General features: G+C 66.3%; 25 protein-coding genes. 23 read left to right on the forward strand and 2 right to left on the reverse strand.

Annotated features, from left to right (window positions below; genetic code table 11):
• Window positions 1–99 precede the first annotated feature (99 nt).
• The 6 genes from N5C88_RS21295 (at window position 100) to N5C88_RS21320 (ending at window position 4,949) form a co-directional block, all read left to right on the forward strand.
• Window positions 100–648 carry a MarR family transcriptional regulator gene (locus tag N5C88_RS21295; RefSeq protein WP_280016180.1) on the forward strand — a complete coding sequence of 183 codons (549 nt, stop codon included), beginning with the start codon at window positions 100–102 and terminating at the stop codon, window positions 646–648.
• Complete coding sequence (ectA, locus tag N5C88_RS21300) at window positions 645–1,205, forward strand: diaminobutyrate acetyltransferase (RefSeq protein WP_059378922.1); 561 nt, start codon at window positions 645–647, stop codon at window positions 1,203–1,205. Before N5C88_RS21295 ends, ectA begins: the two co-directional genes overlap by 4 nt.
• Window positions 1,206–1,327: 122 nt before the next feature.
• On the forward strand, window positions 1,328–2,635 hold the full coding sequence (gene ectB / locus N5C88_RS21305) for a diaminobutyrate--2-oxoglutarate transaminase (RefSeq protein ID WP_118933598.1): 1,308 nt from the start codon (window positions 1,328–1,330) through the stop codon (window positions 2,633–2,635).
• Window positions 2,632–3,036, forward strand: coding sequence for an ectoine synthase (locus N5C88_RS21310; protein ID WP_006387829.1), 405 nt, complete (start codon window positions 2,632–2,634; stop codon window positions 3,034–3,036). The genes ectB and N5C88_RS21310 overlap by 4 nt, the downstream gene beginning before the upstream one ends.
• A 17-nt stretch (window positions 3,037–3,053) precedes the next feature.
• Entirely contained in the window at window positions 3,054–3,980 is a 927-nt protein-coding gene (thpD, locus tag N5C88_RS21315; RefSeq protein ID WP_059378925.1) for an ectoine hydroxylase, read from the forward strand.
• 96 nt (window positions 3,981–4,076) lie between these two features.
• Window positions 4,077–4,949, forward strand: coding sequence for an MOSC N-terminal beta barrel domain-containing protein (locus tag N5C88_RS21320; RefSeq protein ID WP_280016181.1), 873 nt, complete (start codon window positions 4,077–4,079; stop codon window positions 4,947–4,949).
• Window positions 4,950–4,974: 25 nt separating this feature from the next.
• On the opposite strand, the gene sugE is transcribed toward N5C88_RS21320, so the two are convergent.
• On the reverse strand, window positions 4,975–5,292 hold the full coding sequence (gene sugE / locus N5C88_RS21325) for a quaternary ammonium compound efflux SMR transporter SugE (protein WP_013392803.1): 318 nt from the start codon (window positions 5,290–5,292) through the stop codon (window positions 4,975–4,977).
• Between the two features lie 209 nt (window positions 5,293–5,501).
• On the opposite strand from sugE, the gene panD reads away from it, so the two are divergent.
• The 14 genes from panD (at window position 5,502) to N5C88_RS21395 (ending at window position 21,877) form a co-directional block, all read left to right on the forward strand.
• On the forward strand, window positions 5,502–5,870 hold the full coding sequence (gene panD, locus N5C88_RS21330) for an aspartate 1-decarboxylase (RefSeq protein WP_013392804.1): 369 nt from the start codon (window positions 5,502–5,504) through the stop codon (window positions 5,868–5,870).
• Window positions 5,871–5,933: 63 nt separating this feature from the next.
• Window positions 5,934–6,986 (forward strand): CDP-6-deoxy-delta-3,4-glucoseen reductase, encoded by a 1,053-nt coding sequence (locus tag N5C88_RS21335; protein ID WP_059378928.1) that lies wholly within the window; start codon window positions 5,934–5,936, stop codon window positions 6,984–6,986.
• 181 nt (window positions 6,987–7,167) lie between these two features.
• Complete coding sequence (locus tag N5C88_RS21340; RefSeq protein ID WP_059378930.1) at window positions 7,168–8,424, forward strand: D-amino acid dehydrogenase; 1,257 nt, start codon at window positions 7,168–7,170, stop codon at window positions 8,422–8,424.
• Window positions 8,425–8,428: 4 nt separating this feature from the next.
• Window positions 8,429–9,769 (forward strand): extracellular solute-binding protein, encoded by a 1,341-nt coding sequence (locus tag N5C88_RS21345; protein ID WP_059378931.1) that lies wholly within the window; start codon window positions 8,429–8,431, stop codon window positions 9,767–9,769.
• A gap of 190 nt (window positions 9,770–9,959) precedes the next feature.
• A complete protein-coding gene (locus N5C88_RS21350; protein ID WP_187774059.1) occupies window positions 9,960–10,841 on the forward strand; it encodes a TcpQ domain-containing protein in 882 nt (293 codons plus the stop codon).
• The gene (locus N5C88_RS21355; protein ID WP_280016182.1) at window positions 10,838–12,424 is read left to right on the forward strand and encodes a hypothetical protein; all 1,587 of its coding nucleotides are present in this window, start codon (window positions 10,838–10,840) and stop codon (window positions 12,422–12,424) included. Before N5C88_RS21350 ends, N5C88_RS21355 begins: the two co-directional genes overlap by 4 nt.
• Before the next feature lie 2 nt (window positions 12,425–12,426).
• Window positions 12,427–13,791 (forward strand): hypothetical protein, encoded by a 1,365-nt coding sequence (locus N5C88_RS21360; RefSeq protein WP_280016183.1) that lies wholly within the window; start codon window positions 12,427–12,429, stop codon window positions 13,789–13,791.
• The gene (locus N5C88_RS21365) at window positions 13,778–14,275 is read left to right on the forward strand and encodes a hypothetical protein (RefSeq protein ID WP_059378935.1); all 498 of its coding nucleotides are present in this window, start codon (window positions 13,778–13,780) and stop codon (window positions 14,273–14,275) included. Before N5C88_RS21360 ends, N5C88_RS21365 begins: the two co-directional genes overlap by 14 nt.
• Before the next feature lie 50 nt (window positions 14,276–14,325).
• A complete protein-coding gene (locus N5C88_RS21370; protein ID WP_118933174.1) occupies window positions 14,326–16,023 on the forward strand; it encodes an ATPase, T2SS/T4P/T4SS family in 1,698 nt (565 codons plus the stop codon).
• A complete protein-coding gene (locus N5C88_RS21375) occupies window positions 16,016–17,152 on the forward strand; it encodes a general secretion pathway protein (RefSeq protein ID WP_280016184.1) in 1,137 nt (378 codons plus the stop codon). The genes N5C88_RS21370 and N5C88_RS21375 overlap by 8 nt, the downstream gene beginning before the upstream one ends.
• A 62-nt stretch (window positions 17,153–17,214) precedes the next feature.
• A complete protein-coding gene (locus N5C88_RS21380; RefSeq protein WP_059378940.1) occupies window positions 17,215–17,835 on the forward strand; it encodes a type 4 pilus major pilin in 621 nt (206 codons plus the stop codon).
• Window positions 17,836–17,855: 20 nt separating this feature from the next.
• Window positions 17,856–18,902: a prepilin gene (locus N5C88_RS21385; protein ID WP_280016185.1), complete on the forward strand. Its 1,047-nt coding sequence runs from the start codon at window positions 17,856–17,858 to the stop codon at window positions 18,900–18,902.
• Window positions 18,903–18,983: 81 nt separating this feature from the next.
• Window positions 18,984–21,608, forward strand: coding sequence for an alanine--tRNA ligase (gene alaS, locus N5C88_RS21390; protein ID WP_059378942.1), 2,625 nt, complete (start codon window positions 18,984–18,986; stop codon window positions 21,606–21,608).
• Window positions 21,608–21,877: a sulfurtransferase TusA family protein gene (locus N5C88_RS21395; protein ID WP_059378944.1), complete on the forward strand. Its 270-nt coding sequence runs from the start codon at window positions 21,608–21,610 to the stop codon at window positions 21,875–21,877. Before alaS ends, N5C88_RS21395 begins: the two co-directional genes overlap by 1 nt.
• A 76-nt stretch (window positions 21,878–21,953) precedes the next feature.
• Here the strand turns inward: N5C88_RS21395 and N5C88_RS21400 are convergent, their stop codons facing one another.
• The gene (locus N5C88_RS21400; protein WP_059378945.1) at window positions 21,954–22,535 is read right to left on the reverse strand and encodes a hypothetical protein; all 582 of its coding nucleotides are present in this window, start codon (window positions 22,533–22,535) and stop codon (window positions 21,954–21,956) included.
• Window positions 22,536–22,956: 421 nt separating this feature from the next.
• On the opposite strand from N5C88_RS21400, the gene rpsP reads away from it, so the two are divergent.
• The 3 genes from rpsP to trmD all read left to right on the forward strand — a co-directional run bounded on the left by rpsP (window position 22,957) and on the right by trmD (window position 24,748).
• The gene (gene rpsP, locus N5C88_RS21405; RefSeq protein ID WP_054458672.1) at window positions 22,957–23,217 is read left to right on the forward strand and encodes a 30S ribosomal protein S16; all 261 of its coding nucleotides are present in this window, start codon (window positions 22,957–22,959) and stop codon (window positions 23,215–23,217) included.
• Window positions 23,218–23,306: 89 nt separating this feature from the next.
• A complete protein-coding gene (gene rimM, locus N5C88_RS21410; protein ID WP_280016186.1) occupies window positions 23,307–23,924 on the forward strand; it encodes a ribosome maturation factor RimM in 618 nt (205 codons plus the stop codon).
• On the forward strand, window positions 23,924–24,748 hold the full coding sequence (trmD, locus tag N5C88_RS21415; RefSeq protein ID WP_118933167.1) for a tRNA (guanosine(37)-N1)-methyltransferase TrmD: 825 nt from the start codon (window positions 23,924–23,926) through the stop codon (window positions 24,746–24,748). Before rimM ends, trmD begins: the two co-directional genes overlap by 1 nt.
• Window positions 24,749–24,807 lie beyond the last annotated feature (59 nt).

Genomic DNA, 24,807 nt, shown 5'->3' on the forward strand with positions numbered 1-24,807 from the left:
TATTTACTTACATCATGCAACGGGATTTTTGTTTGACGGGAATGAATCGTGCGCATATCATTTGTGTAGAAATGAATTTGACCGAACACGCTTTTTCCCATGACTGACGCCGCGAAATCCGATCCCTCACAGCAATACGATTTGCGCATCTTGCGGGCGCTGCGCCGCATCACGCGTTCCATCGCCTTGCATTCGCGCCAGCTATCCGCGGTCAGCCACATTACGGCGCCGCAGCTGATGTGCCTGCGCACCGTGATCGCCAACGGCCCGATGACGGCCACCGCGATCAGCCGCGAAATGCACGTCAGTCCCAGCACCGTGGTCGGGATCCTGGATCGCCTGGAAGACAAGGGCTTGATCCGCCGCGAACGCGGCCGCGAAGACCGCCGCATCGTATTCGTTACGGGCACCGACGCGGGCCGCGAGTTGGCGCAAGGCGCGCCGTCGCCGCTGCAAAAGCATCTGGCCGACGCGCTCAATGCCTTGCCCGAACTGGAACAGGCCACCATCACGCTGTCCCTGGAGCGCATCGTGGCGCTCATGGAACAGGACGGCCAGGCCGCCGCCGACACGCATGGCGACGTGTCGTCGCCCATCCTTGAAGTGCCCACGGGCGGGGCACCCCCTGAATCGGGAATCGTTGCATGAAGAAAACCGAACTGGATACCCCAACCCTCTCAAGTGCCGTGGCGCCGGCGGTCAGCGCGCAGACCCATACCATGCGTCTGCCCGACCGCAAAGACGGCGCCGCCATCCACCGCCTCATTTCCGAGTGCCCGCCGCTCGACCTGAATTCCCTCTACGCGTACCTGCTCCTCGCTGAGCATTTTCGCGACACCTGCGTCCTGGCCGAAAGCGCCGGCGGACGCATCGACGGTTTTATCTCCGCATATGTGATCCCGGACCGGCCCGACACCTTGTTTGTCTGGCAGGTCGCGGTGCACACCCGCGCACGCGGCCATCGACTGGGCCGCGCCATGCTTCGCGAGCTCTTGCGCCGCAAGGGTCTCGAGCATGTCCGCTATCTCGAAACCACGGTGGGGCCTGACAACCAGGCTTCGCGCCGCAGCTTTGCCGGCCTGGCCGGCGAACTTGGCGCCCACGTCTCCGAGCAGCCGTTCTTCGACCGGCAACTGTTCGGCGGCGCGGACCACGACGACGAGATGTTGTTGAGGATAGGTCCGTTCGCCTTGCCGGCCCCCTAGGGGCGGCGCAAGCCCAGCGGTCTTATCGAATACCGGGATGGTTGGCAGATCCGGATGCGCAAGCGCACCCGGAGGGGTTCTGGCCGTCCGTCCACTTATGAGATGAAAAGGGAGGATTAATCATGGACTTGAAGATCTTTGACCGGATGGAGTCGGAGGTACGGGGCTACATCCGGTCGTTCCCCGTGATATTCAGCCAGGCCAGGGGCTCGACCCTGATCGATGAAGACGGCACCGAATACATCGATTTCTTCAGCGGCGCCGGCACGCTGAACTATGGCCACAACAATCCTGTTCTCAAGGAAAAGCTGCTGGAGTACGTCCAGTCGGACGGCGTGGTGCACGGCCTGGACATGGCCACCAGCGCGAAGAAGCGTTTCCTGGAGACGGTGGACCGCGTGCTGCTCAAGCCGCGCAACTGGCAGTACACCTTGCAGTTCACCGGTCCCACCGGCACCAACGCGGTGGAAGCCGCGCTGAAGATCGCGCGCCAGGTCAAGGGGCGTCCCAACGTCATCTCGTTCACTCACGGGTTTCATGGCGTGAGCGGCGGTTCGCTGGCCGTGACGGCCAACATGAAGTTCCGCGACGCGTCCGGCTATGCGCTGGGCAACACCACCTTCATGCCCTATGACGGATACTTCGGTCCGGACGTGGACACCATGGCCTATCTGGAGCGCATGCTGGAGGACCCCAGCAGCGGCATGGACAAGCCGGCGGCCGTAATCGTGGAAACGGTGCAGGGCGAAGGCGGCGTCAACGTGGCAACGCTGCGCTGGCTGAAGGAACTGGAAAAGCTGTGCAAGCGCCACGACATGTTGCTGATCGTGGACGACATCCAGGTCGGCTGCGGCCGCACCGGCACCTTCTTCAGCTTCGAGGCCGCCGGCATCCGCCCCGACATCATCACCCTGTCGAAATCGCTGTCCGGCTTCGGCCTGCCGATGTCGCTGGTGCTGATGAAGCCCGAGCTGGACATCTGGAAACCCGGCGCCCACAGCGGTACCTTCCGCGGCAACAACCTGGCTTTCGTCACGGCGGCCCAGGCCTTGGAAACCTATTGGGCCAACACGGCCTTCACCGCCGAGATCCAGCGCAAGGAGCGCCAGGTGCGCGACTGGCTGGAGAACCTGGTGCATAGCTATCCCAATGCTGGCCTGTCGGTGCGCGGCCGCGGCCTGATCCAGGGGCTGGTCTGCAACGCCACGCCGGCGCTGGCCAACCGCATCGCGCAAAGCGCCTTCAAGAAGGGCGTGGTGATCGAGACGTCCGGCGCGCACGATGAGGTGCTGAAGCTATTGCCCGCCCTGACCATCGAGGAAGAACTGCTGGGCAAGGGCCTGGACGTGATCGAAGCCAGCGTCGCGGAAGCGCTCGCCGAAGAAGGGCAGTCCGCCCGCATCCTGAAATTTGGAGGAAAACGTCAATGATCGTACGCAATGTCAAAGATGTGATCGGCACCGCCGACGAAGTCCGCACGGATACCTGGGTCAGCCGCCGCGTGCTGCTGAAGAAGGACGGCATGGGCTTCTCCTTTCACGAGACCACCATCTTTCCGGGCGGCCGCACCCACATCCACTACAAGAACCATCTTGAAGCGGTGTGGTGCATCGAAGGCGACGGTTCCATCGAGACCATCGCCGACGGCAAGAAGTACGAACTGGGACCCGGCGTGGTCTACGCCCTGAACGAACACGATGAGCACTGGCTGTGCGGCGGCAAGGAGCCGCTGCGCGTCATCTGCGTCTTCAACCCGCCGCTGACCGGCCAGGAAGTGCACGATAAAGAAGGCGTCTACGCCTTGCCTGAAGCCGAAGCCCAAGCGGCCTGAAATACAAGGAGGTTCGCATGATCTCACCTGCACAGGATCCGTACGCCTCCCGTACGGATCGAAGTTCCGCCATCATCGCCCGCCAGGATCCGGTGGTCTATGAAAACGGCCAGTACGCCAGCGCGTTGAACGCCGGCCAGGTCGAGCAATACGAGCGCGACGGCTTCATCCTGCTGGAGAACCTGTTTTCCGACGATGAAATCCGCGCGCTGTCCACCGAGGTCGAGCGCATGACGCGCGACCCCTCGATCGTGCGCCGCGAAGAGTCCATCACCGAGCCAGGCAGCAATGCGGTGCGCTCGATCTTCATGGTGCACGTGCTCAACCCCATCCTGTCGCGCCTGGTGCGCGATCCGCGCCTGGTCAACGTGGCGCGGCAGATCCTGGGGTCAGAGGTGTACATCCACCAGTCGCGCGCCAACATGAAGCCCGGTTTCAAGGGCAAGGAGTTCTACTGGCACTCCGACTTCGAAACCTGGCACGTCGAAGACGGCATGCCGGCGATGCGTGCGCTGAGCTGCTCGGTGCTGCTGACCGACAACAACGAATGCAACGGCCCCCTGATGCTGGTGCCCGGATCGCATCGTCAGTTCATATCGTGCGTGGGCGAAACGCCCAACGAACACTACAAGCAGTCGCTGAAGAAACAGGAGTACGGCGTGCCGGACCCCGTCAGCCTGCAACTGCTGGTGGAGCAGGGCGGCATCCGCTCCATGACGGCCAAGGCCGGTTCGGTGGTGTTCTTCGACTGCAACACGATGCACGGCTCCAACAGCAACATCTCGCCGTGGCCGCGCGCCAACGTCTTCATGGTCTACAACAGCATGGAGAACACCTTGAATCCGCCCAAGTATGGGCTCACGCCGCGTCCCGAGCACATCGCGACGCGCAAGGGATTCAAGGCGGTCACCCCGCTGGATACCTTGAAGCTGGTGGGAGGCTGAGGCCCCTGTGAAAATGCCCAGGCGCTGCCTGGGTATTTTTTCTTCCGGGCGTCTGCTATTCTCTGCGCACTTCGCCTCATCGAGACTCCGCACGCCATGTCCGCCCGCATCCTCAGCCTGCACATCTACCCGGTCAAGTCCTGCGCAGGCATCGCCTTGAACGAATCGCCCATCGACCGCGCGGGCCTGGCCCATGACCGCCGCTGGATGCTGATCGGCGCCGACGGCCAGTTCATGACGCAACGGCAATGGCCCGCGATGGCGCTGATCCGCACGGCACTCACGGCCGATACGCTGCGTTTGTCCGCGCCGGGCATGCCTGATCTGGACGTAGCCCTGGACGGCTCGGGACTGGAACAAGAGGCGCAGTCCGTGGCCGTGTGGAGCGATACCACTTCCGGCCGGCGCGAAAGCGCGGCGGCGGGGCAGTGGTTTTCCGATTTTCTCAAGACGCCGTGCCGCCTGTACAAGGTGGACGCGGCCGCGCAACGCAACGCCAAGCCGGACTGGGTGTCGCGCTGGCTGGATGCTCATCCCGACCTGGCCGAACCGTTCGCGGGCCAGCACTGTTTCGGCTTTGCCGACGGCTTCCCGCTGCTGGTGGCCAACCAGGCCTCGCTGGACGACCTGAACGCCCGCCTGCAGGCCAAGGGCGTGGCGCCGGTGCCGATGGACCGCTTCCGGCCCAACATCGTGGTCCAGGGCGAATGGGAGGCCTTCGAGGAAGACCACACCGCCATGATCGAGGCCGCGGGCGTGAAGATGGCTTTCGTCAAGCCTTGCACCCGTTGCTCGATTCCCGATATCGACCAGAACACCGCCCAACAGTATGAAGAGCCTGGCCGTACTCTGGCCGGCTACCGCAATCTGGAAATCGGCGTGGTGTTCGGCCAGAACGCGATCCTGGACGCGCCCGCAGGCGCGCGCCTGAAAGTCGGCGACGCGGTCGGGATCGAATTGGATTTCTGAATCCGCGGGCCCCGCCGCCGGGGCCTTAGGCCGAGGACAGCTTCAGGCCCACCAGGCCCAGCACGATGAGGGCCACGCTGGCGATGCGCATCCAGCTGGTGGATTCGCCGAACAGCACGATGCCGGCCACGAAGGCGCCGATCGTGCCGATGCCCACCCATACCGCATAGGCCGTGCCCAGGGGCAGGGATTTCATGGCTACCGCCAGCAGCCAGACGCTGATGGCCATGCCTCCCGCGGTGATGGCCGAGGGCCAGAAACGGGTGAATCCGTGGGTGTATTTCAGGCCTACGGCCCAGACGATTTCAAACAGGCCTGCGAGTACCAGGATGATCCAGGTCATTACGACTCCTACCTTGTGCTGCCGGCGTGCCGCCGGCGCGAGGGGCCGTCCCCAGAATCAAACGCACCAGCCTTGTGGCCGCGCGCGGCAGCGGGCCGTCCCGCTGCGGCAAAAATTATAGAATACCGGGTTAATACGGCAAAACCGGGTGCCGGGCATCACTCTTGCAACACTTCGCGGTTCCGGGCCGCGAAACCAGGATATTTATCATGCAACGCATCATGCTGCGGGCAAAGCTGCACCGCGTCACGGTCACCGAAGCCGACCTCCACTACGAGGGGTCTTGCGGCATCGACGAAGACTTGCTGGACGCTGCCGGCATGCGCGAGTTCGAACGTATCGAGCTCTACAACGTCACCAACGGCGAACGTTTCGACACCTACATCATCAAGGCGGCCCGCGGCAGCGGCGCCATCTCCCTGAACGGCGCCGCCGCGCGCCGCGCCCAGGTCGGCGATCTGATGATCATCTGCACCTACGGCCCGATGTCCGAGGCCGATTCGGCCACGCACAAGCCGCTGGTGGTGCTGGTCGACGACGCCAACCGCGTCAAGGAAATCCGCAAGTTCCCGGCCTGAGGCCGGGCCGGGCGGAGCGCTTCGCGAGCGAGGCGCTCCGCTAAAACCCTGAACCGTTTCATCATGAGCTTCCAGGTCATCATCCAACCCAGCCAGCACCAATTCCCGGTCGAACCCGGCCAGACCGTGCTCGATGCCGCGCTGGCCGCCGGCATCGTCCTGCCGTACAGCTGTCGCAACGGCGCCTGCTCCACCTGCAAGGGCCGCGTGGTGTCCGGGGAGTTCGACGCGGGACAGTATCCCGCACAGATTCTTTCACCCGAGGAACTGGCTGGCGGCTACACGCTGTTCTGCCAGGCCCGGCCTGAATCCGACATGGTGGTCGAATCCACCGAAGTCCGCCTGGCCAGCGACATCCAGATCCGCAAGCTGCCTTCGCGCGTGCAGGCGCTGGAACGCGTGGCCCCGGACGTCACCGTGATCAAGCTGCAACTGCCCGCCTCCGAGCAGTTCCGCTACTACGCCGGCCAGTACATCGAAGTCATCCTGAAGGACGGCCGCCGGCGCAGCTATTCGATGGCCGGCGCGCCCCACACCGGCAGCCCCCTCGAACTGCACATCCGGCACATGCCCGGCGGCGTGTTCACCGACCACGTGTTCGGCGCCGGCGACACGCAGATGAAAGAGCGCGAGATCCTGCGCCTGGAAGGGCCGTTCGGCTCGTTCTTCCTGCGTGAAGACAGCGACAAGCCCGTCGTGCTCCTGGCCAGCGGCACGGGCTTCGCCCCGGTCAAGGCCATCGTCGAGCACATGATCCACAACAACATCAAGCGCCCCGTGGCGCTGTATTGGGGCGGACGCCGTCCGCGCGACCTCTACATGGACGCGCTGGCGCAATCGTGGACCGGCATGCTGCCCGATTTCCGCTATGTGCCGGTCGTCTCCAATGCCTTGCAGGAAGACGGTTGGACCGGACGCACCGGCTTCGTCCACGAAGCCGTCATGCAGGACATCGCCGACCTCTCGGGCCATCAGGTCTACGCCTGCGGCACGCCGCTGATGGTGGACGCCGCAAGGCGCGAATTCAGCGCCCAGAATGGCTTGCCGCCCGAGGAGTTCTACGCCGACGCCTTCACGTCCGAAGCGGACCTGGCCCGGGCTGCAACCCAGTCTTGAGTAACAGGGCATGAGCGAATCGGGGTGGAACGAGCGGGCCTGGAAAGGTTTGTGACTTCCGCCCCTTTTTATTCCATAGGCGCGGGCAAAGCGCCGGGGTAAACTGCCGTGGCAGCAGCTTGCCATGGGGCGCGGACATAGGGTCGGCGAACCGAGCTGGCACGCAAGGAGCAATGCGGGCATGAAAGTAGCGGTATTGGGTGGCGGCATCATCGGAATCTCCAGCGCCTGGTGGCTGAACCAGGCCGGCCATGACGTCGTCGTCATAGATCGCTGCACCGGTCCCGCCCAGGAAACCAGTCTGGCCAATGGCGCCCAGATCTCGGTCTCCTACGCCGAACCCTGGGCCAATCCGCAGGCCCCGCTCAAGCTGCTCAAATGGATGTTCCAGGACGACGCCCCGCTGCTGTTCCGTCCGCAGCTGGACTGGCGGCAATGGATGTGGGGGCTGGCGTTCCTGCGCGAGTGCCTGCCCAGCCGCCTCGCTCCCAATATCCGCGCCATGGTCCGCATGGCGGAATACAGCCGCGCGACGCTGCGCAGCATGCGCGCTGAACTGGGCATCCAGTACGACCACCTGGAACGCGGCATCCTCAATTTCTACCGCGATCCGCACGAATTCGAAAACTCGCAGCGCGCGGCGGGCCTGATGCGCGACTTCGGCGTGGAACGCCGCGTGGTCTCGACCGACGAGGTCATCGCCATCGAGCCCGCGCTGGCGCCGCACCGCCAGACCATCGTCGGCGGCGATTACACGCCCGAGGACGAGAGCGGCGACGTGCACCTGTTCACCGTGGCCCTGGCCGAGCGTTGCGCCCGGGCCGGCGTCGAATTCCGCTACAGCACGCGCGCCACGCGCCTGCTGACCAACGGCGGCACGGTGCAAAGCGTCGAGATCATCGAACCCGACGGCCGTTACGGCGTCTTGTCGGCCGATGCCTACGTCGTGGCGATGGGCAGTTTCAGCCCCTACCTGCTGCGGCCGCTGGGCGTGCCCTGCAATGTCTATCCGGCCAAGGGCTATTCCGCGACCTTCCCGGTGATCAAGCCGGACGCCACGCCCACGGTCAGCCTGACGGACAGCAGCCACAAGGTGGTTTTCTCGCGTCTGGGCGACCGCCTGCGCATGGCCGGAACCGCCGAGCTGTCGGGCTATTCCCGCAGCCTGAACACCGGACGCTGCGAAGCCATGACCCGCCTGGCGCGCGAACTTTTTCCCGACGCGCTCGATTTCGAGCGCGTCAGTTATTGGTCGGGCTTGCGCCCGTCCACTCCCTCGAACGTGCCCATCATCGGCCGCAGCCGTATCCCCAACCTGTACGTCAACACAGGACACGGTACGCTCGGTTGGACCATGGGCGTTGGCTCGGGCCGGGCCTTGGCCGATCTGCTTAGCGGAAGGCGGCCGGAACCGGAGTTTCCTTTTCTTGGTCTGTGAACCTATGAAGAATCTGCAATTGGCGGGCGTTGCCCGCGCGATGTTCGCCAGCCGGCGCGCATGGTTGTTCGGCGCCGCCATGGCGATGGCCGGGGCGGCGAATGCCGCCGCGGTCGAGATCCAGGTCTGGCACACGCTGACCGACGCAAACAAGGCCGAGTTCGAAAAGCTCGCCAAGCAATACAACAAGGAGCAGGACCAGGTCCGCGTGACGCTGCGCGGCTTCGCCTCGCCCAGCGCGCTGGAACAGGAAGCCGTCACGGCGGTCAAGGCCAAGAAGGGCCCGAACCTGCTGCAGCTGACCGACAACCATTCGCCTGAAGTCGTCGCCCAGCACAAGGCCGTGCTGCCGCTGTACGAACTGCTGGCCAAGTACCCGATCAAGGACCTGAACTGGTTCGTGCCGGCCACCAGCAGCTTCACGCGCGACAGCAAGGGCCGCCTGCTGGCCTTCCCCTGGATGGCCGAAGTGCCGGTGATGTTCTACAACACCGCCGCCTACAAGAAGGCGGGCCTGGATCCCAACAAACCCGCGCGCACCTGGGCCGGCCTGCAAGGCGAATTGCTGAAGCTGCGCGACGTGGCCGACATCGACTGCCCTTACGCCTCCAGCGACCAGGTCACGGTCCACCTGGAGAACCTGGCGCCGATCAACAACCAGCAGTTCACCAGCAACAACAACGGCCTCGACGCTGTCACCAAGAAGTCGGCGGCGCCGGCCATGCAGTTCGACACGCTGTACATGCGCCACATCTCGCTCATGGTGAGCTGGAAGCGTTCGCTGCTGTTCACGGCGCATTCCGCCGACAACGCCAGCGACAAGCTGTTCGCCAAGGGCGAATGCGCCGTGCTGACCGCCAACACCGGCGCGTTCGGCCAGTTCATCAACACCAAGTCGCTGTCCTTCGGCGTGGCGCCCCTGCCTTACTACGACCAGGTCACCAAGGACGGCGGCAAGCCGTTCGTGAGCGGTTCGGCGCTGTGGGCGCTGGAAGGCCATCCCCAGGCCGAGGAAAAGGCCACCGCGCAGTTCCTGGCCTGGCTGTCCAAGCCCGTCGTCGCCGCGGAATGGCACCAGCGCACCGGCTTCCTGCCGCTGACGGAAGCCGCTTTCCGCGCTTCGGACGTGTCGTTCTATGACCGCATTCCGGGCGCTCAGGCGCTGATCGCGTCCATGCGCACCCCGCCCACGGCCAACAGCCGCGGTTTCCGCATGGCCAACTACACGCGCATCGAACCGGTGCTGAACCAGCAGCTGGATGACGCCTTCGAAGGCAAGGTGCCGCCGGTCGCGGCGCTGAACAACGCCGCCACGCAGGCGCGCAGCATCGCAGCGCAACGCTGATTCAGGCGGGCGGCGCAAACGCCGCCACGCCCTGACGCAAACCCGGTCCCTGGACCGGGTTTTTTTTCGTCCGTCCGCCGCGCGACCAAACCATCCATGCGTACATGCCAGTCTGGCGACGCGGAGGGCGCTCATCCACCATGCCTCTCATGCGTATCGATTCCGGTGCGCCTTTTGCTCGCGGTGAGGCATGGTTCGTTTCTTCTTCCTGGCGGCAGGGCTGTCCTGCCTGGGGGCCTGCGCAGGGTCCGGCAAGAGTCCGGCCGCAACTTCATGGGAAGCCTCGCGGCAGGCTGCTCAAGGCTTCCGCTTCGACTGGCAATTGTCCGGCGATCCCTCGGTCGCGCCCATGCAGGTATTCGACGACGGCAAGGAAACCTGGCTGCAGTTCGCGCCGGGCCAGCCGCTGCCGGCGATTTTCGGCGTAGGCAGCGACGGCGAGCGCGCCTTGCCCTATTTGCGGCGCGACCCCTATGTCGTGCTGGCGGGAGGGTGGAGCGGGCTGCTGTTTCGCGGCGGGCGTCTGAGCGCCCGCGCGCAGCGCCTGCAGGCGGTCGCCGACGCCCGGGCGGGGGGCAGGCCGCAGGATGAACCCGCAGCCCAGGCGCCGGCGGTCCTGGCTGAGCGCATCGGGGCGGCGCGGCCTGCCGAAACGGCGGCGTCCGCCATCGGCGCGTTGCAAGCCGCCGGGCCTTTGGCGGGCGCGGCTTCCGCCGCGGGCGTTGCGCTGGCCCCGGCTGCTGGCGTCGCGTCGGCACCGGTCTCGGCGCCGCAGCCCGTCTACCGCGCGGCGCCGCCGGACGCCACGCTGCGAGCCGTGCTGGCGCGCTGGGCGGACCTGGCGGGCTGGACCTTCCAGCCGCAGCACTGGGCCGTGGACGTGGACATCCCCTTGTCGGCGACGGCCGAATTCTCCGGCGACTTCAAGTCGGCCGTGCGCGAACTGCTGGGCGCCACAGAACTCGCCGAAAGGCCTCTGCAGCCATGCTTCTACGGCAACCGGGTGCTGCGCGTTGTGCCATTGGCGCAGTCCTGCACGCGCATGGCCACGCCAGGAGGGGCCGCGGCATGATGCGCATATTGTTTTTGAGTGTGGCGGCGTGCGGCGTTCTGGGCGGTTGCGCGGTGTCGCAACAGGTCGCGGATCAGCGCCGCGCGGCAAACGCGCGTCAGGCTCAGGTGGCCGCCAGTCATAGGGCTTTCACCGAAGGGTTGTCGGACCGGGCCGCGCGCGTCGCGGCCCAGGATGTCGCCATGCCCTGGCTTGCCGGCAAGCCCCAGCCGTTGGCGCGGGAAGTGGCGCTGCCGCCCGCATTGCGCGAGAACGTGCGGACCACCGTGATACTGGCCGACGACGCCGATCTGCCGACCCTGGCCCAGCGCCTGAGCGCCATCACCGGCATCGCGGTGCGAGTGCGTCCGGACGCCTTGCTGCCGCTGGAACTGTTCCTGCCCCGGCTGGCCGTCAATGGCGCCTTGTCCGTGCCGGCGCCGGCCAGCCTGGAGATCCGCGCGGGCGCGCAGCCGCTGGCCGACTTGCTCGACACGCTGGCGGCGCGCTTCTCGGTGCATTGGCGCTACGAGCACAACGCGCTCGAGTTCTACCGCACCGAGACCCGCGTGTTCGATTTGCGCGCACTGTCGCTGAGCAGCAAGGTGGACGTGCGCCTGGGCCGCGAAGGCAGCCCGGAGGGCGAAGGCTTTGAAAGCACCTCCAACACTTCCCTGTCGGCGGGGCAGCACGACGCGTTGGCCATCCTGCGCGCCAACGTCATGCCGTTCCTGACGCGTTCCGGCGTGGTCGCCGAAGCGGTGGAGGGCTCCACCTCGATCGTCGTCACGGATACGCCCGAGGCGCTGGAGCGTGTCGCCCGTTACCTCGAACGTGAAAACAAGGCCCTGACCCGTCGGGTGCGGCTGGTGTTCGAGGAAATCACGGTCGTTGCCAACGACGCCGTTTCGGGGGGCATCGACTGGAACATCGTCTACGCCGCGGCGGGAGCGGCGGCGCGGCTGGCGCTGCCCGGGGCCGGATCGGGCGGGGGCAGCCTGGATGCTTCCACGGCCAGGGGGCCATTCGAAGGCTCGCAGGCCATCATCTCCGCGCTCAGCACGATGGGCGCTGTCGTGCGGCACAACAAGGTTCCCATCCTGACCTTGAACCGTCGCCCGGTTACCCATGCGGTCAGAACGACGTTCAGCTACATCGACCGGGTGCAGAGCACTGCGGTCCCAGGCACCACGGCAGGAGGCGCCAACGGTTCGCTGCCCGCGGTGTCCATCAGCCAGAAGGAAGAAACGGTAGGTTCCTTCCTGACGCTGTTGCCGGACATCCAGGAGGACGGCCAGATCCTGTTGTCGCTGGCCTATGACAACGCGGTCGCCCAACCCCTGAAGACCATCACGTTCGGCGAGCGCGGCAACCAGGTGCAGGTCCAGCAGGTCACGATCGACGGCAACGGCACGGTGCAGCAGGTCGAGCTGCGCCCCGGCCAGCCCATCATCGTCTCCGGCTTCGATCGCGGCCAGGAACAGCATGACCGCCAACGGCTTGCGCCGGGGCTGCCGCTCATCGCCGGCGGCCTGGATAGTGCCGCCTCGGAACGCACGACGACCCTGGTGCTGGTAACCGCCCAGGTCGAGGAAGGGTACTAGGCATGGAACGCGTCCCTCCCACCTTGTTGTTCGACGTTCCAGGCACCGGCCGTACGCTGGCATTCGGCTTGCGCTGGTTCGCCCTGATCGGTTCCAACATTCCCGCGCTGGCCCGTTCGCGCGGACGCCGCTTGCGGGCCAGCCATTATGTCGTGGGCGGGGCGCCGGCCATGGTGGCCGGCTATGGCCGCATGCGCTCGCCGTGGCGCGGCGGTGCGCGGGCGGGGCGGCGCAGGCAGGGACACATCCAGGCTGCCGCGCAGTTGTACGCGTTGTTGTATCCGGACGGGGGCCATAGCCTGATCAGCCTGCCCAGCGGCGGGCATTGGCTGGTGGCGGCGCAGCGCGGCACCGTGTTGTCGCAGGCGGACCGGGTATACGCCACGCTCGACGAAGCCTTGCGTGAACAGGCGCTGTTGCGCGCCCGGCGCCCCGCCTTGCCGGCGCGGGAAGCCGACGAGGCCTGGGCCTTGCTGATGCAGGCGGCGGACCCGGCCGCGCAGCTGCTCGCCTTGTCCTCGCGTTGGGCCGAGCTGCCGCTCGCGTTCCGCCTGTTCCTGGGCTGCGTGGCGCTTGCCGCCATTGCGCCGCCAATGTGGGACGGTTTGCTCGGATTGCGGCCGGACCGCGCATCGCCCGATCAGCCCGCTGCGCAGGATATCCCGCCGCAACGGGATCCGTATCTGACCCTGCTGCAAAACACCGTGGCTCATGCTCCCGCCGAGGTCACCCGCTTGCTGGACGGCTTCGGCAGGCTCCCCATGCAGGTGCGCGGCTGGGCATTGAGCCGCGCACGCTGTCTGGCCGGGGATCAGTCGTGGAACTGCTCCGCGGTCTATGTCAGGGCGCATCCGCAGGCTGCCAACGATGTGTTGCATGCGCTGCGGCCCGCGGGCTGGCAAGTGACATTCCAGCCGCTGGAGGAAGCCACGCTGTCATGGCGCATGGCGTCCTCGCCGGTGGAGCTGGCGGACCTGGTCCTGCCCACGTCGCTGCAGGTCGATACCGGGTTGATCGCGGCGTTGCAACGCATGCGGGCGGCGTTTACTTCCGTGATCCTTGCGGCCGCATTGCCGCTGCCTTTGCCGGTGCAGTCCCAACCCGCTGGTCAACGCGTCGCCGGCCTACCCGATGCAGGTCAACCCGGCGCAGGTCAACCCGGCGTCGCCATCCCGCTGCAGCCTGCCATCCGCAGCCGCGCCATCACCTTGCGGGGACCTCTGCGTTCCTTCGCGCTGCTCGACGGCGCTGTCGCGGCGGCCCGATGGTCCCGCCTGTCGCTGGACATCCAGGCGCAACCCAGGCCCACCTTGGTTTCCAGCACGCTGGTGGCCGAATTACAGGGAGAACTTTATGAACAGGAATAGGGGCGCCGTCACGCGCTCGAATCCCGTGGCAGGATTCATCGGGCGTCTGCTCTTGTCGGCCGCCTTGGTGCCGGCCGCTCACGGCCAACCGTCACCGCAAGGCGCCGACGAACCGCGGCCATGGCCAGAGACGGAAACCGTGCGCGCCTTGCTGCGCGCGGATGCTGCGGCCGCATTGGCGGACTGCCGGGTCCCCGGCCTGTGCCGTCCTGGACCCGAGTCCGTGGGGCAGGCGCCGCCGCCCGCCAGGGCATCCGACGATATCCGGGTGATGGCGATTTTCGGCCTTGCGCGACGCTTGAGCGCCGACGTCGCGGTCAATGGCGCCGTGCTCCGCTACCAGACCGGCAGGGGCGAACCCGTCGCGGGAGCCGTCGACGGCCGCGCCTACCAGCTGCTGGCGATCGACGACAGCTGCGTGAGACTGCGCCGCGGCGATACGGAACGCACTGCCTGCGTCGATGCGGGCAGGGGGCGGCCATGACTGTGCATGCCTTGCAGCCCGTCGCGGCGCATCCGGCTGTGGTGCTCCCCATGGCGGCGGCTTGGGAGCCGCCCCAGCTGCAAACGGCCGAAGACATCGCCCGCTTGCAGCCCGCATTCGCGCGTGCGCTCGGACGCGATTTCGATCTTGCGGCGCTCGCCGGCAGGCTGTGTCCCGTGTTGCTCGAGAGCGGCGAGGCCGCCGTGTTCGCCGTAAAGGACTACACGGTGGGTGACCAGATCGACGAGGTCGAGCGCATGGTGCAGGCACGCGGTTACCGGTTGGCGCAAGTGTCCCGTTATCAGTTGCCCGCGCCGCTGCTGCTGATGATCGCGCGCGGTCAATTGGCCGCGCCAGCGCTGGCCGGGCGCGGCAGGGAGCGGCGGGAAGAGCGCGCCTCGGCCTTGGCCGCCCTGTTCCAGGACATCGTGCGTTGGGGCGTGGCGCAGGGAGCGAGCGACGTGCACATCAACGTGAACCGGCGACGCGCTGCCTGCGATATCCGCTACACCATCGGCGGGGAATACGTTGGCACGGAACGCTTTGCGGGCCTGTCCAATGCGACGCTGCTGGAGGTTCTGGCGGTGGCCTGGATGGATGTCAGGGGGGGGAATGGCGCGGTGTTCGACCCCGCGCTGGAGCAGCAGGGGCGCATCGGGCTGGACATCGATGGCGTACCTATCGTGCTGCGCTGGGCCTCGCTGGCCGCCGATGCGGGGCCGTCGGTGTGCTTGCGCATATTGCGGCTGGACGCAACCGCCAATGCCGATCTGCTCGCGCTGGGCTATCTGCCCGCGCAGGTCGAAACGCTGGCGCGGGCGCGCGAGCGCGAAGGCGGGGCCATCGTGCTGGCGGGCGTGGTCGGTTCCGGCAAATCCACCACCATCGCGACGCTGATGCGCGGCATCGCGCCCACGCGCAAGGCCATCACGCTGGAAGATCCGGTCGAGTACATCATTGAGAACGCCTTGCAGAACACCCTGGGAGGCGCTCTGGCCGAATCCGCCTGGCCGGCGTTCGATGCCAAGCTCAAGACCATCAAACGCTCGGCGATGAACGATCTGCTGATCGGCGAGATCCGGGACGTCGACACCGGCCGCGCGTTCATGGATCTCGCCGGTTCGGGCGTCAGCCTGTACACCACCACCCACGCCGCTGGCGCCGTGCTGATACCCGAACGCCTGGCGTCGGATTCGATCGGCGTGTCGCGCGATTTTCTGGCGACGCCAGGCATCCTCAAGTTGTTGGTCTACCAGACCTTGCTGCCGCGTTTGTGCAGCCGCTGCTCACTGCCCGTGGACAGTCTGTGGTCCAGATCCGCCGGGGGCGGCAAGCGTCTCGAATGGCAGGCATGGTTGAAGCGGATGCGGCATGAGTTCCTGCTGGAGCCTGACACGCTCAGGGTCAGGAATGCCGCAGGCTGCAGTGCTTGCAGGCGTGCGCAATTGCCTGAGTTGAACGGCATCGCAGGCCGCAGCGTGGCGGCGGAAATGCTTGAGCCCGAGCGCGTCGAAGGCTTTCTTGAAAGGGTGCGCACGCGCGACAACGTGGGGCTCAAGCGTCAGGCCGAGGCTGCCGGGCCCGCCGCCTGGCGCAACGAGGCCGCGCGCGGCGCGTTGGCGCGGGACTGCGCCCTGTACAAGGTCAGCCGCGGAGAAGTCGATCCCCGCGCGCTGCTGCGCCGCTTCGACTTTCCTGCGGTCTTGCCTGCGCAGGGCCCAGGATCTGGCGGGGGCGGCCATGGCTGAACCGCTGTCGCCGCGTTCTTTCCTCAGCCTGTCCTCCGGCCGCACCCTGTCGCTGCGCCTGGACGCGCTGCGCTTTCGTGCCGGGCGAGCGGACTATTACGAATATCTGGCCGACCTGGTCGAAGGAACACAGGGCCGCAAGAACCTGCGCGATGTCTTCGAGGATGACGCACGCCGTCATGGCGAGGATACCGTGCGGGGCCGGCTGTCGAGGCATTGGGCGGGCATGTATCTGGAGGCCGGCGGCGATCTGGGCGCCGCCTGGACGGACACGCTGCCGTCCAGCGAATGCGTGCTGCTCAGCTGCGTGCAGGAAGAGGGCGGAGATCTGTCCGCCGCGTTGCGGGACGTGGCGCGGGCCGTACGGCTGGCGTCGGATGCGTGGCTGGCGCTGGTCTCGGCCGCGGCGGCCGGCTTCGCGGCGGCAGCCGTCGCATTCGCCTTGCTGTGCGCCATTCCCTTCTTCAGCGTGCCGCGCTTGCAGCAGGTGTTCCAGGCCGTGCCGGCGGAGGAGTACGGTCGCCTGACCCGCGCGCTGTTCGCGCTGTCGCAAGGCCTGAGGCAATGGTTGGCCCTGTGGCTGGTGCTGTTGCTGGGCCTGGTCTTGCTGTGCCTGTGGTCGTTGCCGCGTTACACCGGCGCCGCGCGGCCGCGGCTGGATCGCTGGCTGTTGTGGCGGCTCTACCGGGATTTCCACGCCATCCGCTTTCTTGCGTTGCTGGGCGTGCTGGTCAGGCAGCACGGCGCGGCCGACACTCGCCTCAGACGAGCCCTGGCCGTGCAGGCCCGGGATACGGCTCCCTGGATGCATGCGCATCTGCTGGACATGCTGGGGCGGATAGACGGTGGTCAGACGGGGCCGGAGATCTTCGGCACTGGGCTGCTGGACGCGGATACCTGGTGGTACATGGCCGACATGATGGACTGTCTGGGCATGGAGGCTGGGCTTGCGCAAGTACGGCTGCGCGTCGAGTCGCGCCTGCTGGCGCGGGTGCGCCGGCAGGCATCGGTGTTGCGCTGGACGTTGCTGCTCTCGTCCGTGGCCGCCGTGCTGGGTATCACGCTCTGGCATTACGCGGTGATCGACGAACTGCGCCAGGCGCTGACCAATTTCTACGCCAGCCAATAGGGGCTGCATCAGGCATGCGGCGCTTGTCCGCCTGCATGCTTTTTTTCACAAGGAGAGCAAGCATGCATCATGTCCACGCAGTCCTGCTACGCGCCAACCGGCAGCGGGGCTTTTCCCTGATGGAGGTGTCCATCGTCACCGCCATCGTCCTGCTGATCGCGATCGTCGGCATTCCGGCCATTGGCGCCTATGTCGTCGAGAACAAGGTGCCCAAGGTGGGCGAGGAACTGCAGCGCTTCATCGCCAGCATGAAGACCAATGCGCAAGGCGGCGGGGTCACGCCCTATGCCGGTCTCGACACAGGCGCCATGGCCAATGCGCTGCGGGAATCCAGCGTTTTGGCCGTCGACGGGACAGGGGGCGCGGCGCGCATCGCCCATGGCCTGGGCGGCAGCGGCGTTGGCGGCAATGGGGTGGTCGAGGTCGCCGCCGCCTCGTTCGGCAGCGCGGGGCAGGGTTCGGCGTTCTCCATCAAGCTGACCAATGTCAGCCAGGCCGCATGTCCGTCGCTGGCCTCGGTGCTGCAACGGATGTCCGAGACCATCTCGATAGGCGGCGGGGGAGGCGGCCTCAGAGTCGTGAAGGATGCGTTCGCAACGCCCAGCGTGCCCTACCGCGCGGCTTTGGCTCAGGCCCAATGCAGTCCGGGCGATGTCAACACCTTCTTGTTCGTCGCAAAATGAACCGGTGCGCGAGCTTCTTGATGGCCCGATCGCATGCTGCGGCGATGTGGCCGAGGCAGCGTGGATTCTCGCTGGCGGGCCTGGTGCTGGTGTTGGCCTTGAGCGCCATGGCGGCTATCTGGGCGTCCGGCCAGGTGGTGCAGCGGATCGAAGACGCCGCGGCCCGTGCCGCTGGCGTCTGGTTGACGCAGATCCGCCTGGCGGTGACGGAGATGCTGGCACGGCACTCCGCCACCCTTGCCAAGGGAGGCGTGCCGCGCAGCGAACAGGGGAACCCGCTGTTCGCGGATCCGCTGGCGCCCACTCTGGGCGAATTACGCGGACTGGGGCTGTTGCCCGCCGATTTTCCCGACCGTTCCGCCCTGGGCTTCTCCGCGCAGATCAGGATCGCCAGGTCGCAGGCATGCCCGGGCGAACGCTGCCGCATGGACGGACTGGTCTACAGCGCCACGCCTTTGATGAAAACGGGGACGCAAACGCCGGACCTGACCGGCATCGCCGCCGTGATCGATGCCGCCGGCGGCTACGGCGGGGCGGTGTGGCCGGCGGCGCCGGGACTGGTGCGCGGCGCGGCATTCAGTTTCGCCAATCCCCTGGCGCCCGGGGCGTCGGCGTACGCGCCCGGCACGCTCGCCCTGTGGGCGGGAGTCGGAACGGGCGCGCCGGATCTGGAGCGCTATGTCCGGATACGGGACACGCGCGATCCGCAGCTGCAGGGGGAATTGAGCGTCGCGGCCTCGGCGCAGGTCGGCTCGTATCTGAAGGTCGGCGCGCGCGCCAGCGCGGGGCAGCCATGCAGCGTCACGAACGGCACCGTGGCCACCTCGGAACAGGGGGAACTGCTGACATGCCAGTCCCGAGTCTGGGCGCCGGCCAGCGGCGGCTTTGGCGGCGCATTCAGCATTAATAGCCGGTATGGTTGTTACGATACCCGCGGCACATGGAGACCGAATCCCCGCTCCGGCGCTTGCTCCTGCCCTGCTGGCTATACGCCCATGGTCGTTTCCGAGCGGGGCGATTCGTTTGAATCCGGTGGCGTTACCACCGGCTACGTCTGCGTGCGCTAAGACTGCCGCGCCGCCTCTTTTCCTGGGATGCCCGCCAACCCTCTATAATCAAAAATTCGCCTAAATTCTGCTTCGCCCACGATGAAATCCTCCGAGATTCGCCAGCAGTTTCTGCAATTCTTCAAGTCCAAGGGACACACCATTGTTCCCTCGTCGTCGCTCGTCCCCGGCAACGACCCGACCCTGCTCTTCACCAATTCGGGCATGGTCCAGTTCAAGGACGTCTTCACGGGCAAGGAATCGCGGTCCTATACGCGTGCCACCTCGTCGCAGCGCAGCGTGCGCGCCGGCGGCAAGCACAATGACCTGGAGAACGTGGGCTATACCGCCCGTCACCATACGTTCTTCGAAATGCTGGGCAATTTCAGCTTCGGCGACTACTTCAAGCGCGACGCCATCCAGTACGCCTGGGAGCTGCTGACGCAGGTCTACAAGCTGCCCGCCGAGAAGCTCTGGGTCACGGTCTACCAGGAAGACGACGAGGCCTACGACATCTGGGCCAAGGAAGTCGGCGTGCCGGCCGAGCGCATCATCCGCATCGGCGACAACAAGGGCGCGCGCTACGCCTCGGACAACTTCTGGCAGATGGCGGACACCGGTCCTTGCGGCCCGTGCTCGGAAATCTTCTATGACCACGGTCCCGAAATCTGGGGCGGCCCCCCGGGATCGCCCGAGGAAGACGGCGACCGCTACATCGAGATCTGGAACCTGGTGTTCATGCAGTTCGAGCGCGACGCCGCCGGCAACATGCCGCGCCTGCCGCGTCCCTGTGTCGATACCGGCATGGGCCTGGAGCGCATCGCCGCCGTGTTGCAAGGCGTGCATTCCAACTACGAAATCGACCTGTTCCAGCACCTGATCGCCGCCGCCGCGCGCGAGACCGGCATCAAGAACCTGGAAGACAACTCGCTCAAGGTCATCGCCGACCACATCCGCGCCTGCTCGTTCCTGATCGTCGACGGCGTGATCCCCAGCAACGAAGGCCGCGGCTACGTGCTGCGCCGCATCGTCCGCCGCGCGCTGCGCCACGGCTACAAGCTGGGCCAGACCAAGCCGTTCTTCCATCGTCTGGTGCCGGACCTGGTCGCCGAAATGGGCGAGGCCTATCCGGAACTGGCCGCCACGGCCGACCGCGTCGCCCAGGTGCTCAAGCAGGAAGAAGAACGCTTCGGCGAAACGCTGGAACACGGCATGCGCATTCTGGATTCCGCCCTGGCCAACGTGCCCAAGGGCGGCCAACTGGACGGCACGACCCTGTTCACGCTGTACGACACCTACGGCTTCCCGGTGGACCTGACGGCCGACATCTGCCGCGAACGCGAAGTGGACGTGGACATGGCCGGCTTCGAAACCGCCATGGAGCGCCAGCGCGACCAGGCGCGCGCCGCCGGCAAGTTCAAGATGGCCGAAGGCCTGAGCTACGAAGGCGCGGACACGCGCTTCGAAGGCTACGAAAAGCTGGAACTGGATGGCGTCAAGGTCACGGCCCTGTACGTCGACGGCACGCAGGTGCAGCAGGTCAAGGCGGGCCAGAGCGCGGTCGTCGTGCTGGACGCCACGCCGTTCTACGCGGAGTCGGGCGGCCAGGTTGGCGATACCGGCCTGCTGGAAGCCGACGGCGTGCGTTTCGCCGTGGCCGACACCCTGAAGATCCAGGCTGGCGTCTTCGGCCACCACGGCGAGCTGGAGTCCGGCACGCTGTCGGTGGGCGATACGCTGCTTGCGCGCGTGGACGCGGTCCGCCGCGCCCGCACGGTGCGCAACCACTCGGCCACCCACCTGATGCACAAGGCGCTGCGCCAGGTGCTGGGCGCGCACGTGCAGCAGCGCGGCTCGCTGGTGGATCCCGACAAGACCCGCTTCGACTTCGCCCAGGACGCCCCGTTGACGGCCGAGCAGATCGCGCGCGTCGAAGCCATCGTCAACGCCGAGATCCTGGCCAACCAGCCCACCGTGGCGCAGGTCATGGGCTATGACGATGCCGTCAAGGGCGGCGCCATGGCGCTGTTCGGCGAAAAATACGGCGACACCGTCCGCGTGCTCGATATCGGCTTCTCGCGCGAACTCTGCGGCGGCACGCACGTCAGCCGCACGGGCGACATCGGCCTGTTCAAGATCGTGTCCGAAGGCGGCGTGGCCGCGGGCGTGCGCCGCGTCGAAGCCATCACTGGCGACAACGCGCTGGCCTGGGTGCAAAACCAGAATGCCTTGCTGACCCAGGTTGCCGGCATGTTACGCAGCACGCCGGCGGATCTGCCGGCGCGCATCGCGCAGGTGCAGGAGCAGGTCAAGAGCCTCGAAAAGGATCTGGAACAGTCGCGCAACAAGCTTGCTGCTAGCGCCGGCAACGACCTGGCAACCAGCGCCGCGGTCGAGGTCAAGGGCATCAAGGTCCTGGCCGCCAGCATCGGCGACGTGGATCCCAAGGCCTTGCGCGGTATGGTCGACAATCTCAAGGACCGCCTGAAGCCCGCAGTCGTGCTGCTGGCCACCGGTTCGGCCGACGGCAAGATCAGCGTGGTGGGCGGCGTCACCGCCGACCTGACCGGCCGCGTCAAGGCGGGCGATCTGGTTGGCTTCGTTGCGGCCCAGGTGGGCGGCAAGGGCGGCGGCCGTCCCGACATGGCCATGGGCGGCGGCACCGACCTGGCTGCCTTGCCCGCGGCGATCGCCAGCGTGCAGAAATGGGTGGATGAGCGTCTGTGATGAGCGGGGCGGATACCAGTCTTGATGGCGGCGCGCAGGCGCCGTCCTTCGAGCAGGAAGTCGATGCCAGCGGCTTGACCTGCCCGCTGCCCATCCTGCGTGCCAAGAAGGCCTTGGCGCAGATGGCCAGCGGCGAAGTGCTGCGCGTCATCACCACGGATCGCAACGCGGTCCGCGACTTCCAGGCTTTCGCCCGTCAGACTGGCAATGCGCTGGTCGCGCAGCAGGAGATCGACGGCCGCGGGGTGCATTTCCTGCGGCGGCGCTGATCCGCTTGCCGGCTGTATTCGCCAAGTAAGAGGGCCCGCCGCAAGGCGGGCCCTCTTACTTGGGGCGAGCCCGAGGTTACTTGCGGATGGCGGCGGCCACTGCCCGGGTGATCGTGAAGTCAACCAGATCGCCTTCCTTCAATTGCTGCAGGCGCGCCTGCAGGGCGGGATCCTGGACCTGGATGGTGCGCATGCCGCCTTGCGGCCCCTTCAGTGTCACCAGATTGGCGCTCTTGTTGATGTGCCAGATCTCGGCGGTGATGGTGGTCTGGCTTCCGGCCGCGCCGCCAGGCATGGCTCCCTTGGCGCTGCGGGTTGCCGCAGTTTCGGTTTTCACTTCCGGAATGCCGGAGCCGGCCGGGCGTACGTCGACCGCCACTGACTCGTAGTAGTCGAGCGTCAGCGTGTCGCCAGGCTTGATCTGCTGGAAGTTGCGGACATTGGGACCCGCCTGGATGTCCACGCTATTGCCGTTTTCGCCTTGCAGCGTGATGGTCCGGGTGGCCGGATCCACTGCAGTGACCTTGCCGGAGGCGGTCGTCAGGGCAGCGCCCACGACTCGGGCCGAGGCGGCCAGCGGCATGGCCAACGTACCCGCCAGCAAGCCCGCCAAGGCCAGGCGCGCAACAGGGGTGAAGACTGATTTCTGGTTCTTCATGGTGGTGCACCCTCCGGTTAGAGGAAGTTGGGGAAAAAACGCCGAAAAAGTGGGGGCAGGCGGCCGAAGGGCCGCTCTCACGGAGATGGCTTGAAGCGGGTGCGGTGGCGGCGCCGTGGACAGGCGGCAGGGAGGATCGAAGCGCGGGGTCTTGCGTAGGTCGACATAAAACCGATCTCCTCAATCGGGTTATTTCTTCACACGCACTGAGTTCTGACGCACTAAGACAAGCACGAGAGGGGCGGGGCGGCTACACTTCGGATTGCGGCGCGGGCCCCGGCCCGTGTTTGTAGAATACCCGGATGTGGTGTTTTAGGATACAAATCGCGCCGCTACGCACAATTCAGCACTGCCATTTGCCAGCAGGCGTGTTTAAGTGCTAGAATTTCCCGTTTTTCACAACTAATTCAAGGGATTACCTATGGTGGTGATTCGCCTGGCCCGCGGTGGGTCCAAGAAGCGTCCGTTTTACAACCTGGTGGCCACCGATTCGCGTAACCGTCGCGACGGCCGTTTCATCGAGCGCGTGGGTTTCTACAACCCCGTAGCCAGCGAAGGCACGGAAGCCCTGCGCATTGCGCTGGATCGCGTGCAGCACTGGACCAGCAACGGCGCCCAACTGTCGCCCGCTGTCGAGCGTCTGGTCAAAGAGTACTCGGCCAAGGTTTCCGCCGCGGCTTAATTGCCCGCGTCGCAGACCAAGCCCTGAGCTTTACCGCGCTTTAAAAGCTGCCATTCATAGCTGCTTCATAGTTACCAAGAGCACGATACATGCCTGATGCCGCAACCTCCAACGCGGCGCCGACGGATTTGATCGAGCTGGGCCGCATCAGTGCAGCCTACGGTGTGAAAGGCTGGGTCAAGGTGCAGCCACATTCGGCCAATGCCGAAGTGCTGCTCTCAGCATCTCAATGGTGGTTGACTCGCCCTGTGCCTGAATTGGCGCGGGGCGTTGTCGCGTCTGCGCCTGTCGCATACAAGGTCGTGCAAGTCCGTTCGCAAGGGGCCACCGTGGTGGCTCAATTGGCGGGCATTGCGGATCGCGACCAGGCCGAAGCCCTGCGCGGTTGTTCCGTGCAGGCGCCGCGGGGATCTTTCCCTGCGCCCGAGGAAGACGAATACTACTGGGTCGATCTCATCGGTTGCGCGCTGTATACCAGCGCCGACGGTGAGCCTGCGCTTTTGGGCGTGGTCGACGAGGTTCTCGACAACGGCGCTCATGCCGTGCTGAGGGTCTTGCGCCAGAAGGCAGGGGCCGCTGGCCCCGAGCCCGTCCTGAACGCCAAGGGTCGGCCCGCCGAAATGCTTGTTCCGTTCGTGCGCGCGCACATACACGCCGTCGATCTGTCAGCTCGCCGCATAGACAGCGACTGGCCGGCGGATACTTGATGCGTATAGACGTCGTTACGCTCTTTCCCGAAATGTTCGGGGTAGTGCGGGACCTGGGTGTCACCGGCCGGGCGCATGCCCAGGGCCGGTGGTCCCTGCATGCCTGGAATCCCCGTGATTTCACGCATGACGTGCACCGTACCGTGGACGACCGCCCGTACGGCGGCGGCCCCGGAATGGTGATGATGGCGGGGCCTCTGGAAGCCGCCGTCAACGCCGCCCAGGACGCGCGCGCTGCGCTTGGCCTGGGCCGCGCCCCTGTTGCGCTGCTGGCTCCGGTCGGCCGGCGCTACGATCAGGCGGGCGCCGAATCCCTGGCTGCAAGCGAAGGTCTCATCCTCATTTGCGGCCGCTACGAAGGCGTGGACCAGCGTTTCATTGCGCGCTGCGTCACGCAGGAAATCTCGCTGGGCGATTTTGTGCTGTCCGGCGGAGAGATCGCGGCGCTCGCCGTGATCGACGCCGCCGTGCGGTTGTTGCCCGGCGTACTCAACGATGGCGAATCCGCGCTGCAGGATTCATTCAACGACGCCTTGTCCGGCCTGCTGGATAGTCCACACTACACGCGCCCCGAGGTCTACGAAGGCGAGCCGGTGCCCGCGCCCTTGCTTAGCGGGCATCACGCGAACATCGCCCGCTGGCGGCGTGAGCGTTCGCTGGAGCTGACTGCTGCCCGGCGCCCGGAATTGATCGAGGCTGCTCGCGCAAAAGGGGCGTTGACCCCGGTCGACGAACGCTATCTGGCCGAATTGGCGGGCACTCCGCTGCCGGAGCCTGCCAGGCGGCGCCGGACCTCCCGTCCCAAGCCGCCCAAGACTTCCTGAGAGATCTATCAGCCGCTGCCGGCTATGCCTGTGTCGGGCGCATCTTGCCGCGGCGGGCA

The sequence above is a fragment of the Achromobacter sp. GD03932 genome (assembly GCF_029839485.1).
GTDB lineage: Bacteria > Pseudomonadota > Gammaproteobacteria > Burkholderiales > Burkholderiaceae_B > Achromobacter > Achromobacter bronchisepticus_A.